The sequence below is a fragment of the Amycolatopsis sp. lyj-108 genome, from assembly GCF_046549005.1.
Taxonomy (GTDB): Bacteria; Actinomycetota; Actinomycetes; order Mycobacteriales; family Pseudonocardiaceae; genus Amycolatopsis.
On the sequence record NZ_JAJPWQ010000012.1, the window covers coordinates 23,101 to 37,553 of the forward strand.

Consider the following 14,453-nt stretch of genomic DNA (forward strand, 5'->3'; position numbering starts at 1 on the left):
AGATCGAGTCACACTTTCGGGTGCATTATGGGAAATGGCGAGACGCGAATTCACGCTCCGCGCCGGAGCGATTATTACCCCTCGACCGCTCACCCTCGTTGAGAGACCGGTCGCCGATTACCTACTCGTGCGACTCGCCTTCTCGCGTGCGTTTCTGCAAGCTGGCTTTCAACGGCGGTCGGGGAGGCAACGTCGTGCGACCAGTGTGTGCGTCGCCTTCCCGCACTCAAGCCAGAAATGGACGCGGCCCCCTGCTGGCACAGGGAGCCGCGTGAGTGTTCGTCGTGAAGCCCGACCCAGATCAAGAGCAAGGAGACACGAGAACATGGAGACCGTACCGTTCGATACCGGTGAACCGCCAGAGAAACCATCGCTCGATCCGGTCATTTCCGATCCCGGAAGTAACGTGGTGCCGCCCGCCGCGGCGGCGGAGTACGTGAGTCTCGACGAGTTGCTGGACGCCACGGCCATCCCGGCGCTTCAGCCCGCCGAACCCGCGCTGGTGTTCCAGCCGCCGTGCCGGTCTTCCGCCCGCGGCTGGTGGGACATGGCGAACCGCGTCACCTCTGGCGAGTGGAAGCACACGTGGCAGGCCGTCATCCTGCTCGTCGTGCTCGGCGCCGTCCTGTGCGGCGTGCTGCTCGCCGGGTCCGTGGTACTGCGGGCAGCGGCGCTCTCGGCGCTCGGCCTGTCGGCGTGGGTGTGGCTGAGCAAACGCCACGCGGCCCAGGCTCAGCACGCGTAACCGGATCACCTGAGGAGGAAGGGACCATGCCGTGCCGCTGTTGCTACCAGCGGCACGGCATCCCCGGCTCGGGCGGACGGCCAGGCCGGCCACCCTCACCGTCGGGGATACGTCCGAGCTACGGCGTTCTTACGTCACACGGCCGGATCCGCCGTTCCTTCACCCGGTTGGCGGCAGGAACGCGGCTCACACCGGGACATCACCCGGTGTCCCCCACTGCGTGGTGAACAGGCCGAGGCCGTACCAAGTCCCGTTCGAGGGACGCCACACCACGAAGTCCGACCGTGGGTCGCCACCGAAATTGCCTGCCAGGGGCACATCGCCGGCGACGCCCCATTGCTGCGTCGCGATACCGAGCACGTACCAGACACCGTTGCTCGGCCGCCACACGGCGAAATCGGCACGCCCGTCGGTGTTGAAATCACCGGCCACCGGGATGTCACCCGCGACACCCCATTGCTGCGTCGCGATTCCCCGTACGTACCAGACCCCGTCACTGGGGCGCCAGACGGTGAAGTCGGCCCGTCCGTCCGCGTTGAAATCGCCGGGCACCGGGACGTCACCGGCCACACCCCATTGCACCGTGGCGATGTTCAGCACGTACCAGACACCGTTGCTCGGCCGCCACACGGTGAAATCGGAACGCCCGTCACCGTTGAAATCGCCGGTCAGCGGAACGTCACCGGCCACGCCCCACTGCTGGGTCACCACCGCGCCGGTGCTGCTCTGGATGACGTACCAAGTACCGTTGCTCGGCCGCCACACGGCGAAGTCGGCCCGATGGTCGCCGTCGTAGTCCGCGGCGACCGGAACGTCACCCGAAACGCCCCACTGTTGCGTCACCACACTTCCGTTGCTGCTGCGGATCACGTACCAAATGCCGTTTCCGGGGCGCCACACCGCTTTGTCGGCGAACCCGTCACCGTCGAAATCCGCGGCCGTCTTCTGAGACGAAGGCGAGGCGGTGATACCGACGCCGTCCTCCTCCGCACCCGCGGCCGGTGGTATCACGATCAGCCCAGCGAGCAAACCGGCCAACGCCGTCCCCACCCGAATGGATCTTCGCATTTCCCGCAACCCCTTTTCCGTTCGATGGACACGCTCTTCCCAGTTCGTGGTTTTTGACCGAAGATACGCACCGGGAGGAGTTGCAGCCTGACACCGACGGCCTGCCCTTGTCAGCAAGGATTCCGTCCAGTGGACCGCGCGAGGGGATTTCAATGGAAACCGGGAGAAGACCGAGAAGCGTTCTCGAAGGCGCTTTCACCCTATTGGACGCCTTGGTACGACATCAAGGTGAAGCAGGATTAACCCAGCTGGCGAATTCCTGCTCGATACCGAAAGCGACCGCACACCGATTACTCGAGCAATTGACCGAGCTGGAGGTTGTCCAGCGCAGCGAAAACCGCTATCGCGTCGGCGCGCAGGCATTCCGGCTCGGCCAATCGTGGCAGCCTTATCCGCGACTGCTGGAACTCGCCCGCGGCGAACTCCGGAGATTGGCCGCTGTCACTCGGGCGAGTTCGGTACTCGCCGTGCCCTGTGACGGCCGTATCCTCATCGCCGCCGCCAGCCTCATCCGGCCGGAAGACGGCATTCTGCTCCGGCCGGGTTCGACGGTGCCGCAACGCACCGGCCACTTCTGCCCCCTTTGGCAGGCCGAACACGACCTCGTCGCCGTCGAAGCGCCCATCATGGTGCCGACCGGCGAAACGGTCGGTTCGGTCGCGGCCGTGACCGCGCCGACACCGTCGCCCGGCGTGCCGGACACCGTCGCCCGCGCCGCCCGCACCATCGGCGCGGCGCTGGTGAACCGAGTTGAGACGCACGCGTAGTTTCTCCCTGTGGGATCAGGAATGAAGCCGCGCAGGGTGGTGATCGTCGCGTTCGACGACGCGCAGATCCTCGATGTGGCCTGTCCCAGCGGGGCGCTGGAGATCGCGACCTCGCACGGCGCCGCACCGCCCTATGCCGTCGAACTGGCCACGGTCGACGGGCGGACGACACGGAGTTCGTCGGGGATCATGCTCGCCGGTGCCCGGCGGCTGGCCGAGGTGTCCGGGCGAATCGACACGATGCTCGTGGTCGGCGGCGCGGGAACGGGGACGGCCGCGGCGGACGAGCGCCTGCTGACGCAGGTGCGGCGGCTGGCCGAACGAAGCAGGCGGGTCGCCTCGGTGTGCACGGGCACGTTCGTGCTGGCGGCCGCCGGCTTGCTCGACGATCGGCGGGTCACCACGCATTGGGGCTACGGCGAGCAGCTCGCCGCGGCTTTTCCCGCGGTGACGGTGGATCCGGCCCCGCTCTACATCCGTGACGGCAACGTCTTCACCTCGGCGGGGGTGATCAGCGCGCTGGATCTCACGCTCGCGCTGATCGAGGACGACCACGGGCCGACGCTGGCCCGCGAGGTCGCGCGTGAGCTGGTGACGTATCTGCACCGCCCGGCCGACCAGGCGCAGATCAGCACGTTCCTGGCCGCTCCGCCGCCCGGCAACCGGGTCGTGCGAGATCTGTTGGGGTACATCGCCGCGCATCTCGACGAAGACCTCAGCCCATCGGCGCTGGCCGCGCGGGCAGGCGTCACCACCCGGCACCTCAACCGCTTGTTCGGCACGCATCTCGGCAAGACCCCGGCCCGCACGGTGCGAGCGGCCCGGACCGAAGCCGCCGCCCACCTGGTGCGGTCCACCGCGTTGCCACTGTCCGCGGTCGCGCGGCGGTGCGGGTTCGCCTCGGCGGAAACCCTGCGCACCGCGTTCCGCCACCACTACGGGCTCACCGGGGACACACTTCGCAGGATGACGGACATGCCGCGCCCGATCGGGACTTGAGCGCTCCAGAATCCGCGGCATGACCAGTGCGAAAACAACGCGCAGAACAGTACTGACCGGCGTCGCGGCGGCCGCGGCGTTCGGCCTCACCACCGGCACGGCTCAAGCGGAGACCAAAGGCCCGCGGATCGGCATGCTGCTCTACGACGGTTTCAGCCTGCTCGATCCGACCGGCCCGGCCGAGGTGCTGTCCCGGCTTCCCGGGGCGACGGTGACGATGATCGCCGAGCACCGCGGCCCGGTGCGCACGGACACCCGCGATGTCGCGGTGCTGGCGGAACGTTCGGTGGCCGAGGTGAACCGGCTGGACGTGCTGCTGGTGCCGGGCGCCGGCAACCGCGGCACGATCGCCGCCATGGAGAACCAGGTGCTGCTCGACTGGATCCGCCGCATCCACCGGCACACGACGTGGACGACGTCGGTGTGCACCGGGTCACTGATCCTCGGCGCGGCCGGGTTGCTCCGCGAGCGGGCCACCACGTACTGGGCCTCGGCGGACTATCTGGAGAAGACCTTCGGCGTGCGCTACGTGCCCGAGCGGTACGTTCAGGTCGGCAAGATCATCACCGCCGCGGGCGTTTCCGCCGGCATCGACCTCGCGTTCCATGTCGCTTCCCTGCTGGCAGGCGAGGAAACCGCCCGCGGCATCCAGCTCGCCGTCGAATACGACCCGCAACCGCCCTTCGACTCCGGCAACGCGGCGAAGGCGAGTCCGGAACTCAAAGCGCTCGCGCTGAAACTGGTCGCCGATTCGCAGGAGTAGCACGCGGGAACGCCGTCACCGCATAGGATCGCCACGGCACAGACCGGGCGTCTCGATCCCTGGCGGAGAGCGGTGGAAGGCAAGGCATGTCAGACCTCATGTACACGATCATCGAGGCCATTCCGCGGGTATTGCTGCTCGTGGTGGGACTCCTCGGCCTGATCTTCTCGATCAAGGGACGCTCCAGGGGAGTCTCCGGCCTGATGGTGGCCGCTTTCGTCGTCATGCTCGTCGCCACGACGGCAAGCATCATCTGGCAGTTCGTGGTGTTGAACGTGTCGTCCTGGGTCGCGTCCGAGCAGCTCACCGGCGACGAAGTCCGCTTGATCTTCATGGGCGTCAGCGTCCCGCTCGACGCCATCGCGCTGCTCTCCTGGTTCCTGGTCGCGATCGCGGTCGTCAAGAGCGGCCGTCCGACACGGCAACCCGGCGTCGCGCCGTACCCAGGGCCGGTCAACTATCCGATGGCCGCACAGCCGGGCTTCCCGCACCCGCAGCCCGACAACGCCCAGCCTGGCTACCCGCAGCCCAACCCGCCTGCTCAGCAGCCGCCGAACTAGAGCGATGCCCGTACGCTCGCGGGGCCAGCGGTGAGGTGAAGGCTCCCTTCACCGCGTGCGATGCGACGAAGGACGCCTTCGCCCGCGCGACTTAAGCGTCGACAGGCACGAGCAGTCCGAACACCCGCAGCGCCACTCGTCCCTCGGGCAACGGTGCCGGGCTTTCCGCCACCACCACCTCGCCGGCGGGCCACGGCTCGCTGTCCAAGAGGACCTCATTGTTCAGCAGCCCGCCGTCGTGATGCGCGACGAACAGCCGGAGCCCGTGCACTTTCCGCTCGAGCTTCTCCGCGCGCAACGCCTCCAGCAACCGGTCCAAGACCGGCTCGGCGGACAACGTCGCGTCAGTGAACAGGGTGATCTGAGCACCCAGCACCAGCTCGAACACGCCATCCGGATGTTCGTATCGTTCACGCGTGACCTGATCCGGCGCGGCGCCTGGAGAAAACAGACCGTCGACGATCGGGTGCAGGGCCCCTTGGCTGAACATGTGCACCGCGCGGCCGATCGCCTCGCGCCACGTGGCTCCGAACCCGGCGAAGCTCTCCACCAGCCACGGTTTGGCCAGCGCGGGATGCGCGACGGCGAAATCCACTTGGGCCATCACCATGCCCGCCGGGGCCGGATGCACGATGAGCTTCGTGTCGACTTTCGTGTCCTCGTCGAGTGAGATGCCGTGCTCGCGCAAGAAACCCTCGAAAACCAGCTGCGGCGAAGGCACACCACCGTCACCGTCGACCACCGGTTCCAGATCGGCGCCGAGGGTGGGCTCGCTCAGCTGGAGGTCCGACATCTGCGAGCCGTCGTTCAACGCCTGGTTGATCACCGCGAACGCGCTGCTGCGCACCGCGATCCGCTCGAATTCTCCGCGATCCGCCTGCCTGGCGCGTTCCGACGCCGCCACGAAGACGGGCTCCTCGGACAGCACCACTCGCCCGCCGGGCCCCACCACCGCGTCCGGGTACGAGACATCCGGCAGCAAGCGCCGCGTGTACGCCATCGGGAGGAAGATCAGCAGCCGTTCGGCCAGCCACGGTTCGACTCCCGCGCCAGTCAGCCTTTCCCACACCTGGTCGTCACTCGGCGGTTCCTCGCCCACGCAGAACGCGGCGATCCCGACCTCGAGCGCGGCGTCCGGCCCCCATGATGCGATCACCACGGAAGTCTATGCGTGCCGCCAAAGCGGACGAACCCCAGCGTCGGATGGTCACGGCTTGGTGGCCACCGTCAGCAGATGTGGGCTGGCCCCGAGCAGGCTCGGCTCGCGTTCGACCCGTTCGATCGCCCGCAGGATCGCTGCGCGCGCGGCCGGGTCGTCGAGATCACTTTTGATGGTCGCCGGTGCGCAGGGCCTTCTACGGCGAACACGTCGGCGTCGGGGAAGCCGGAGTGCCGCACTTCCTCACGCAACTCATCCGGCGCGTGAAAGTAGGCGAGCGTAAACCATTCCGGCCTTCCCTGGACGTCGGGATTGCGATGGACCCCGGTCAGGAGGTCGTCCTGAACAATCGCCTCGAAGGTGCCATCGGTGATCGCTCCCGTCCGCGGACCGTCAAGGGTCGAGGCGAAGCGGGAGATACCTGCGGCCAGCAGCAGACCACCCGGACGAAGCACACGGTGCGCTTCCAAGAGCGCCTTCGCGCGGTCGTTCGCGTGCGTCGCCGATCTCCGCACTGGCCAGCGGTGCCATGGTCTGCCCGGCCGACGCACTCCGAGCAGCCTGGATGTGCGCGGAAACCGGGTCGATCAAGTGCACCTCGTATCCGGAGTGAGCAAGCGGAAGCGCGTACGCGCCTTCGGCGCCGCCGACGTCGAGAACGACCGCAGGCGGCGGCGGAAGAAAGCGCGCCATCAACTCCCGGGTTCGCTCCGCCTCCAACCGCCCCCATGTCGTGAGCCGGTTTCGCTCGACGCCTTGAACGTAATGGGCGGCGATATCCGCATCCAGGTCCATGCTCCAGCTCAACACGGACTGCGGCGACGCGCATCCAGTTTTCGTGGTCGCGGTCAGAGTGCGGGGCCCGCGATATAGCGGCGGCGTAAATCGGCGTTTCCACGGTCGGTCAAATCCGTGCTGTCGACGTACTGGTCGATCGCACCGGCCGGCGGCAGAGCCCCGATGGCCGGATCGCTGATCGTCGCGACAAGCGCGTCGGTGAACCGGTAAGCGTCGAGCACCTGGAACGGCCGGTCGTGGAAGTAGCGGACCGACGCCTCCAGCGGCTCCGTGAGACCGAGATCGTTGTGCATCCCCGCGGCGATCTCGTAGGCGGGAGAAAGGTGTCGTTCCCGCTCCTGCCAGCTTTGCGCGGCCAGCGCGCCGGACAGGCAGGGAGTCAGCGCCTCGGCGCAGGGCAGTGCCGCGAACGCGGTGCCCAGCCATTTGCTGTACGGCGGATACACCCGATTCATCAATAGGCACAGCTTCATCACGTCACGGACCTGGCGCGCGGCGACCACGGCCGAGCCCAGGTCGTCGCCGACCTCACCGCAGCGGCCGACAAAAGGTTCCTCCTGGGACAGGCGCATCCATTGACAAGCCAAGACGTAACGCCACACGTCGTCGGGAAACCAGGCGAGATGATCCCGGTAAGGCTCCAGCAGGCCGACGCCGTCGTGGAAGACCGTGCCACCGGTCAGTTCACGCAGGACTTGCGTCGGGACCGTCAACCACGCCGGAATCGGCAGGCCGCCGTCCGGCTCGGCGCCGAGCTGCTCGGTGAAGAAGTCCCGCAGATCCGTGACGTGCACCCAATGCCGGGCCGGCACGCCCGTCGGGAAGGCGAAGCGGACCGGGTAGCCGCGGAACTCGACCGGCAACTCGCGATCGAGCAGGGCGTCCAGATCGTCGGCGAGGGCGTGAAAGTCTTCACTGTCAAGGAAAAGCTGCATCCGCGGTCCCCAGGCGTGGTCGGTGGAGCGCACCGTGTCGAAGCCCTGCACCTCCGAGCCCCAGCCGATCAGCGCCGCCGAGTACGGCACGTCGTCCAGCGCGTTCTCCAAGATCGGAGCGACGACCTCGGCGTAAAACAGCTGGGACAGTTCAAGCCCTGGCAGGAAGGATCGCGTCACGACCGCCACCGTGGCAGGAATGACGGACGACGGCCAGTGGATAACCGGGCGTTCCCGCGTTGCCCGGCTGGTGGAGTCACCGCTCCGTGGGCCAGGTCCGCCTCAGGCTGTCGATCACGTCGATGAACAAGGCGAAGGTGCTGTCGACGCGTTCGCGGTCGTTGGTGGTGAGCAGGTCGAGTTGCAGGCCGCGGGCCTGGGCCACGATCATCGACGCCACCAGAGGTGCCTGTTCCGCAGGGCAGCCGTCTGCTGTGACGAGGCGTTGCATCAGGGTCAGTGAGTCGTGCACGACCTGCTGCAGGAAGCGTTCGTAGCGTTCCGGTTCTCGCGCGGCCTGAGCGAAGACCTCGAACAGCAACCGGTAGACGGGCAGGCGTTCCGTGGCCGTCGAGTTCCGCCACCAGGCCGCAAGGTCGGCGGGCTGGGTCGGCGGGTCGGCCAGGCCTGCCGCGTCGGCCAGTCTCCGGCGCAGCAGATCGATCACTTCGGTGACCAGATTCTCCTTCGAGCCGAAGTGGTGCAGCAACGTCCCATGGCTGACGTTCACCGCCGCGGCCAGCGGCCGCATCGCCAGACCGGCCAGACCGTGTGTCAGGACGTAATCGGTCACCGCGTCGAGCAGTTCGGGCCGCCGGTGCCGGTAGCGGACGCTGCGGCCGTCGATGCGCTCCTCCATCGGCCGGACGATACGGCAACACAAGATAGATTGACCGATTGGTCGAACTACTTTTAGAGTGACCGCATGGCTTCCGAGATCACTCGCCTGCACCACGTCGGCCACGTCGTCCGGGACATGTCCGCCGCACTCGATCTCTACCGGCGGCTGGGCTTTGCCGTGCCGGCGCCCGGTTATCCCGCGATGTCACCCCGCGAGGGCGCCGAGCCGGAGCCGTTCGGTGCCGCCAACACCCATGCCGACTTCTCCCGCGACTTCCTTGAGCTGGCCACCGTGGTTCAGGCCGATGGTCGCGTGCCGCGGAACGCGCGGCTCGTCCCGCTGCAGGCCCCGCCCGACGTGCTACCGACGCTGCTGGAGCGGATCCACGCCACCAGCGCGAACCTGTCGGAATGCCTGGACCGCTTCGAGGGCCTGCACATCCTGATGTTCTCCTCAGCCGACATCGACGCCACCGCCGCAAGGTTGACCACCGCCGCGGTGCGGCACGGCGGGGTGAACACCGTGCAACGACCTGCCGGCGACCACGTCGAGACCGTCCGCTACCTGGAGATCGACGGAGTGCGGCCAGGTGTGGAGGCGGAGGGCAGGGTCGGCGTCGTCGCGGATCTGGACCCACGGATCCAGGCCACCCGGCCGGCCGACCACCCGAACGGCGCCGTCGGCCTCCTCGATGCCACGTTGTGCGTCACCGACGACGAACTGGACGCCGCCCAGGCTCGCTACGAGCGTTACCTCGGCCGGGCACCTCGCACTGAAGGATCCACCCGGGTCTTCGACCTCGACGGCGCGACACTCACCCTTGCGCCCGCCTCCGGTCTCGCCACACTGTTCCCCGGCGAACAACCCCCCGCGTTGCCCGCTCTCGTCGCGTGCACGGTCGCCGTCACCGATCTGACCGCAACGAAGAATCTGTTGCAGAGCAACGAGGTCCCGCTGCGACAGACGCCGCTCGGAGATGTCTTCGTGCCTGCCGCCACGGCCCTCGGCGTCACCATCGTTTTCCGGTAGGCGCCACACCATCTCAGGCGCGAGCGACGACGAGCAGGGCGAAGGCAGCGATGGTGACGGCGACGCGCACGTAGTGAAAGCGGTCCCAGCGGATCATTTGCCGCTTCCAGTCCGCGGGCCGGTTCTCGGCGGTCCACGTCTTACTCCGGTTGTTGATCGGGACGAGCAGCAGGATCGACATGACCACGCTGACGATCAGCAGCGCGCCGGCGGTGACGACGAGTCCGGCGCCGGGGTGCTGCCACCCGGCGATGGCCCAAATCGCGACGAGGACGAGCGAACCGATGTACCAGACCGGCATGACCGCGCCGAGCATGCGACCCCCGTGGGCACGACCGCTCACCATGCTCTCCTCGGGAAGGGCGTTGAGGATCGGGTTGATGACGAACGCGACGGAGAACTCCACCCCCACCATGACGCCGACGATCACGGTCGTGACGATCTCAAGTGCGTTGAGCATGACTGCCTCTCCTGAAATCTAGCATTGCTAGCTGATGCGGCAACGCTAGCACTAGCACTGCTAGTTTGCCTAGCGGTGCTAGAAAACTTCTCGATCACCAACCGCCTGTCGTGACGACTCCGTGGCCACCGGCGGCGGCCTGCTCGAGCAGTGTGATGTGCGAAAACGTGAAGTAGCGGAAGTCGTGGAACCACAGCACCGCACCCTGCGGTGGATCGCGCTGCTCCTGCGGAATCGCGTCGCATTCCTCACCGAGACGGGTCAGGAGGTCCCAGGGCAGCAGATGAGCCGCGTCGAGCAACTCACGCACACTGGCCGGGCGCAGCGTGTAGTTCAGCAGGTGGCGCCAGTCCTCCGGTGGCGACTGAGCGTGGGGTCCCGCGTCCGCCGCCAGGTCATCGCGGCGCTCCGGCTCCCACTCCTCGGTGAAGACGTAGCCGGTGGTCAGTGTGCCGAGCACGGTGTCGGTGAGTGCGCGAGTCTCGGGACTCAGCCGTGGACGCAGACAGTCGCCGTAGTACCAAAGGCTGTTCCAGTGACCTTTGGTGCCGGGCATGTCGTCCACGGACAGAAACGGCGCCATCGGCTCTTCCGCGTCGTCCCACAGCCACACATGAGCCCAATGCGGCTCGCGAGTGAGGGCGAGCAAAGGCTCCCACTCGACCACGGCCCCGTAGGCGTCGTACCCCATGCCGCGAGTATCACTCACCGGATCGGTTTCAGGGAGCGAGGTTCGTACAAGGCACTCAGATGTTCAGCCGCCAGAGGGCGCGCTGCTGAGGTCGACAACGCAGAAGCGGTTGCCATCCGGGTCGGCGAGAACGACGAAGTCCGGGTTGGGCGGATAGCGGTCCCAATCGACGTCTCGGGCCCCGAGTTCCTTCAGACGTGCGACTTCGGCTTCTTGCTCCGCGGCGGTATCGACGAACAGGTCGAGATGGATCCGCGGATACGGCTCGAGCGGCGAAGTACTCGACATCAGCCCCAGCACGCGACCGGCCCCATCGGCGCCGACCAGGGTCCGCCAGCCGTCGCTCGCCCACTCGTCGTCGGCAACGAGGTTCAGCGCCGCGGTCCAGAATTCCACCGCCCGCGGCAGATCCGACACACCGATCACGGGCAACCCGAGCCTGAGCATGCCTTCAGGGTAGCCATGCTCCGGCTTGTCCGACGGGCACCTGCGCCTGGACCACTCGGCTGGCCGGGTCAGCAGCATTGGGGTCGCGTACTCGATCGGTGACCAAGAAGCCGGGGAGTTCAAGCCCATGTTCTTCCGTGAGCAAAAAGGTTCCACCGCGCACGTCCGGTTCCCAGCCGACCGTCAGCGCGTGTTCGATCAGTCGTCGAATGTCGACAGCGCCCGGATACGACCCATCCGTCTCGACAGGGGCCCACCCCACCCCCATGTCCTTGGAAAGCAGGTCCGCCTCCAGCGCACGACTGTTCTTGCCGTCGCCCCATATCCGTACGTTGATACATCGATGGAGACTTCCAGTATCGCCTGGCACCGCACCGATCCGGGCACGCCAGGTGAAGTCCCGTTCCCCGACGCGAAGTGCCCGCAGTCTCCTTCGCATTCTCCCGAGCTTACGGGCCTGCGCACGATTGTGCGCTTCTTTTACAGGTCACGGCGTCTTGCCCAAAACTGGTTCTGCCCGACGCCGCGGACGTCGGCGATCAGGTGACCGTTTTCCGGAAAACGACCGTTTTACGAAGACTTTCCGGCCGGTCGGTCCGGAATCAGAACCGTCGGGCATCGTCGATGACGCCGCCCCTTCCCGCGGGGAGGCTGATCACCGTGTTCACCAACCGATCGGTGATCCTCGACGGCATCCTGCACGCGGTCGGATGTGGCCGAGTCATCTACGGCGACTCCTACGCGGGACCCAACATTTCCGACTACCTCGGCAGCGGGAGTTCGACTCCGCGCTGCGACGGAAACTGGCCCTTCCACGTCCCGGTCCCGGCGGACAAGCCGGGCAGCGCAATTCGGAAGCCGGAGCGCCTACCGGGCGAGGGGTCGCGTCCGGGTTCTCCGCCCCGACCGCGTCGTGCCGGCGCTCGACAAACGTTCGGACGTTCCTGGTTCGGTCAGCGCTCGGCGGCGATCCTGAGGAATCTCGCTATCGAAGATGACCGGCTCCCTGAGCGCCAGAGTGCCAGGGTCCGGTACGGCGTCGCATCACCGACCGGCAGGTAGACGACGTCCGGGCGGACGTTCACGGCGGCCAGCGAGGCGGGCACCAGTGCTACGGCCTGCCCGAGAGAGACCACCTCCAGCAGCTGGGCGGTGTCGCGCACGACCGGCCCGTCGGACCGGCGATCGGGATGGCCCAGCCAGTGGCCGCGCTCGACGATCCGCGAATCCGCCCATCGCGGAGCGGGCTCGGCGAGCAGATCGGCGACGCTGAGCACCTCGTGCCCGGCGAGCACGTGATCGGCGGCGAGCGCGGCGACGCGCGGTTCGGTCGTCAGGAGTTCGGTTTCGAGGCCTTCGCCGTCCACACAGGCGGCGATCGCCAGATCGGCGCGTCCGTCGCGGACCAGCTCGGCCTGTTCACCGAACCCGCTCACCACCACACGGATCTCCGGCGCGGCCGGATCCTCCTGGAAGCGTTCGCGGACGCGGTGCAACAGTCGGGTGGCCACTCCGGGTTTGGCGGTCACCACGAGCGCGTTCCCGTCCCGCCGCGTCCGGCGAACGGCTGTGTCCAGTGCGGCGAGGACCTTGGCCGACTCGGCGAACAGGGTCTCCCCGGCGGGAGTCAGCGCCAGTCGCCGCCCGGTGCGATCGAACAGTTCCGAGCCGATCCGGCGTTCGAGCCCACGGATGGCCCGCGACAGCGGCGGTTGCGCGATACCGAGACGACCGGCCGCGCGGGTGATGTTCAGGTCTTCGGCGACGGCGCGGAAATAGCGCAGTTCGCGGATCTCCGGATCCGGCATACCGCCAGGGTAGGGCCCGCACACCGGATCGGTGCTTCTGTTCCGGCGTGCGGTCGGCTGAGGTGGTGGCATGCACCCCCACGAAGTCGCGCTCGTCACCGGCGGCGGCAAAGGCATCGGCAAGGAGATCGTCCGGCGACTGGCCGGACGCGGACTCACCGTCTACCTCGGCGCGCGGGATCCGGAAGGGGGCGGCGCGGCCGGACCGGGCATCCGGCCCATCCGGCTCGACGTCACCGACGAAGCGTCCGTGGCAGCGGCGATCGAAGCGATCGAGGCCGAGACCGGCAGACTGGACGTCCTGGTCAACAACGCCGGCATCACCAGCGAATGGGGCCTGCGCACCACCGACTTCACGGCCGCGCATCTGCGCGAGGTGTACGAGGTCAACGTTTTCGGTGTCGTCACGATGATCTCGGCCTGCTTGCCCTTGCTGCGCCGCTCCCCCAACCCGCGCGTGGTCAACCTGTCGAGCGGGCTCGCGTCCCTCACCCTGCTGAGCGATCCGGAGATTTCCCTGCCCACCGAAGGATTCCTCGCCTACAGCTCATCCAAGGCCGCGCTCAACGCCTTGACCCTGCTCTACGCCGAAACCCTCAATGCCGACGGCATCAAGGTCAACGCCGTCAGCCCCGGCATGGTGCCGACCGACCAGAACGCCGGCGCCCCTTTCCCACGCGGGCACCGCACCGTGGCCGAGGGCGCGGCCGTTCCGGTCCTGCTCGCGACGATCCCCGCGGACGGCCCGTCCGGCGTCTTCCGCGGCCCAGATTCCCTCGAGGACGTCATCCCCTGGTGAACCGGACTCCGCCGTCAAGGAGCACCATCTCCGACGCCGCCTCCGCCATCCGATACCCAGGACTGCTCGCGCTCGGGCTCGCTGTCGAGGCCGGCTGTCAGAATCGCCGATGATGCGATGCGGCGTGGCCAGGTCCAGGCGGAGCGCAGGATGAAGGCCAGGAGCAGCACCTCGAGTCCGATGGAGATGCCGTAGAAGGAGAAGTAGGTCCAAGACTCCCCTACCGCGTTGAACATCGAGACAGGGATGTAAAGCGTTGCCACGACGAGGTTGATGGTGCGGTTGACACGGGCGGGCAGTGTCGCGGAGAGCAGGATCATGAGGATCGGGATGGCCATGAGCGTGAGCGCGATGGCGACAAAGGTTGGGCCGAGGTCGAACTCGTGGACGATGCCGGCCTGGATGTCGTCGATGAAGCCGGGCTTGTACAGGGCGAGATAGTCGACGTAGATGTAGAGGAACATGAAACTGGTCCAAGCTGCGGCGAGCTTGGCCTGCACGGGTATGCGCAGAACTTCCAGCGTGCTCCGCGGCGGCGGATCCTCTAGTGCGGTGCGGGATCGAGGCGTTCTCATCACAATGCT

The 14,453-nt window shown here is 67.4% G+C and carries 18 protein-coding genes; 7 read left to right on the forward strand and 11 right to left on the reverse strand.

Annotated features, from left to right (window positions below; translation table 11 throughout):
* Positions 1–325: 325 nt before the first annotated feature.
* Complete coding sequence (locus tag ACLJO0_RS34120; RefSeq protein WP_410583156.1) at positions 326–745, forward strand: hypothetical protein; 420 nt, start codon at positions 326–328, stop codon at positions 743–745.
* A 186-nt stretch (positions 746–931) separates the two neighbouring features.
* Here the strand turns inward: ACLJO0_RS34120 and ACLJO0_RS34125 are convergent, their stop codons facing one another.
* Positions 932–1,813 carry an FG-GAP-like repeat-containing protein gene (locus ACLJO0_RS34125; protein ID WP_410583158.1) on the reverse strand — a complete coding sequence of 294 codons (882 nt, stop codon included), beginning with the start codon at positions 1,811–1,813 and terminating at the stop codon, positions 932–934.
* 152 nt (positions 1,814–1,965) lie between these two features.
* On the opposite strand from ACLJO0_RS34125, the gene ACLJO0_RS34130 reads away from it, so the two are divergent.
* The 4 genes from ACLJO0_RS34130 to ACLJO0_RS34145 all read left to right on the forward strand — a co-directional run bounded on the left by ACLJO0_RS34130 (position 1,966) and on the right by ACLJO0_RS34145 (position 4,902).
* Complete coding sequence (locus ACLJO0_RS34130; protein ID WP_410583522.1) at positions 1,966–2,580, forward strand: helix-turn-helix domain-containing protein; 615 nt, start codon at positions 1,966–1,968, stop codon at positions 2,578–2,580.
* A 21-nt stretch (positions 2,581–2,601) separates the two neighbouring features.
* Complete coding sequence (locus tag ACLJO0_RS34135; protein ID WP_410583160.1) at positions 2,602–3,579, forward strand: GlxA family transcriptional regulator; 978 nt, start codon at positions 2,602–2,604, stop codon at positions 3,577–3,579.
* 19 nt (positions 3,580–3,598) lie between these two features.
* Positions 3,599–4,342, forward strand: a complete 744-nt coding sequence (locus ACLJO0_RS34140; protein WP_410583161.1) for a DJ-1/PfpI family protein — start codon at positions 3,599–3,601, stop codon at positions 4,340–4,342.
* A gap of 86 nt (positions 4,343–4,428) precedes the next feature.
* The gene (locus ACLJO0_RS34145) at positions 4,429–4,902 is read left to right on the forward strand and encodes a hypothetical protein (protein WP_410583163.1); all 474 of its coding nucleotides are present in this window, start codon (positions 4,429–4,431) and stop codon (positions 4,900–4,902) included.
* A gap of 91 nt (positions 4,903–4,993) precedes the next feature.
* On the opposite strand, the gene ACLJO0_RS34150 is transcribed toward ACLJO0_RS34145, so the two are convergent.
* From ACLJO0_RS34150 to ACLJO0_RS34165, 4 genes are all read right to left on the reverse strand, one after another.
* Positions 4,994–6,058, reverse strand: coding sequence for a DUF6348 family protein (locus ACLJO0_RS34150; RefSeq protein ID WP_410583165.1), 1,065 nt, complete (start codon positions 6,056–6,058; stop codon positions 4,994–4,996).
* 71 nt (positions 6,059–6,129) lie between these two features.
* The gene (locus ACLJO0_RS34155) at positions 6,130–6,531 is read right to left on the reverse strand and encodes a hypothetical protein (protein ID WP_410583166.1); all 402 of its coding nucleotides are present in this window, start codon (positions 6,529–6,531) and stop codon (positions 6,130–6,132) included.
* 378 nt (positions 6,532–6,909) lie between these two features.
* Complete coding sequence (locus ACLJO0_RS34160) at positions 6,910–7,974, reverse strand: DUF4037 domain-containing protein (protein ID WP_410583167.1); 1,065 nt, start codon at positions 7,972–7,974, stop codon at positions 6,910–6,912.
* A gap of 76 nt (positions 7,975–8,050) precedes the next feature.
* On the reverse strand, positions 8,051–8,653 hold the full coding sequence (locus ACLJO0_RS34165) for a TetR/AcrR family transcriptional regulator (protein WP_410583169.1): 603 nt from the start codon (positions 8,651–8,653) through the stop codon (positions 8,051–8,053).
* Positions 8,654–8,719: 66 nt separating this feature from the next.
* On the opposite strand from ACLJO0_RS34165, the gene ACLJO0_RS34170 reads away from it, so the two are divergent.
* Positions 8,720–9,664, forward strand: coding sequence for a VOC family protein (locus ACLJO0_RS34170; protein WP_410583170.1), 945 nt, complete (start codon positions 8,720–8,722; stop codon positions 9,662–9,664).
* 13 nt (positions 9,665–9,677) lie between these two features.
* Here ACLJO0_RS34170 and ACLJO0_RS34175 read toward each other — a convergent pair whose 3' ends face one another.
* The 5 genes from ACLJO0_RS34175 to ACLJO0_RS34195 all read right to left on the reverse strand — a co-directional run bounded on the left by ACLJO0_RS34175 (position 9,678) and on the right by ACLJO0_RS34195 (position 13,070).
* A complete protein-coding gene (locus ACLJO0_RS34175) occupies positions 9,678–10,124 on the reverse strand; it encodes an anthrone oxygenase family protein (RefSeq protein WP_410583172.1) in 447 nt (148 codons plus the stop codon).
* A 94-nt stretch (positions 10,125–10,218) separates the two neighbouring features.
* Positions 10,219–10,815 (reverse strand): hypothetical protein, encoded by a 597-nt coding sequence (locus tag ACLJO0_RS34180; protein ID WP_410583174.1) that lies wholly within the window; start codon positions 10,813–10,815, stop codon positions 10,219–10,221.
* A gap of 63 nt (positions 10,816–10,878) precedes the next feature.
* Positions 10,879–11,262, reverse strand: a complete 384-nt coding sequence (locus tag ACLJO0_RS34185; protein WP_410583175.1) for a VOC family protein — start codon at positions 11,260–11,262, stop codon at positions 10,879–10,881.
* A gap of 4 nt (positions 11,263–11,266) precedes the next feature.
* Positions 11,267–11,701 carry a hypothetical protein gene (locus ACLJO0_RS34190; RefSeq protein WP_410583177.1) on the reverse strand — a complete coding sequence of 145 codons (435 nt, stop codon included), beginning with the start codon at positions 11,699–11,701 and terminating at the stop codon, positions 11,267–11,269.
* Between the two features lie 514 nt (positions 11,702–12,215).
* A complete protein-coding gene (locus tag ACLJO0_RS34195) occupies positions 12,216–13,070 on the reverse strand; it encodes a LysR family transcriptional regulator (RefSeq protein ID WP_410583178.1) in 855 nt (284 codons plus the stop codon).
* A gap of 70 nt (positions 13,071–13,140) precedes the next feature.
* Between ACLJO0_RS34195 and ACLJO0_RS34200 the strand changes: the two genes are divergently transcribed.
* Positions 13,141–13,869, forward strand: coding sequence for an SDR family NAD(P)-dependent oxidoreductase (locus ACLJO0_RS34200; RefSeq protein WP_410583179.1), 729 nt, complete (start codon positions 13,141–13,143; stop codon positions 13,867–13,869).
* 14 nt (positions 13,870–13,883) lie between these two features.
* On the opposite strand, the gene ACLJO0_RS34205 is transcribed toward ACLJO0_RS34200, so the two are convergent.
* Positions 13,884–14,444, reverse strand: coding sequence for a DUF6326 family protein (locus tag ACLJO0_RS34205; protein WP_410583180.1), 561 nt, complete (start codon positions 14,442–14,444; stop codon positions 13,884–13,886).
* Positions 14,445–14,453 lie beyond the last annotated feature (9 nt).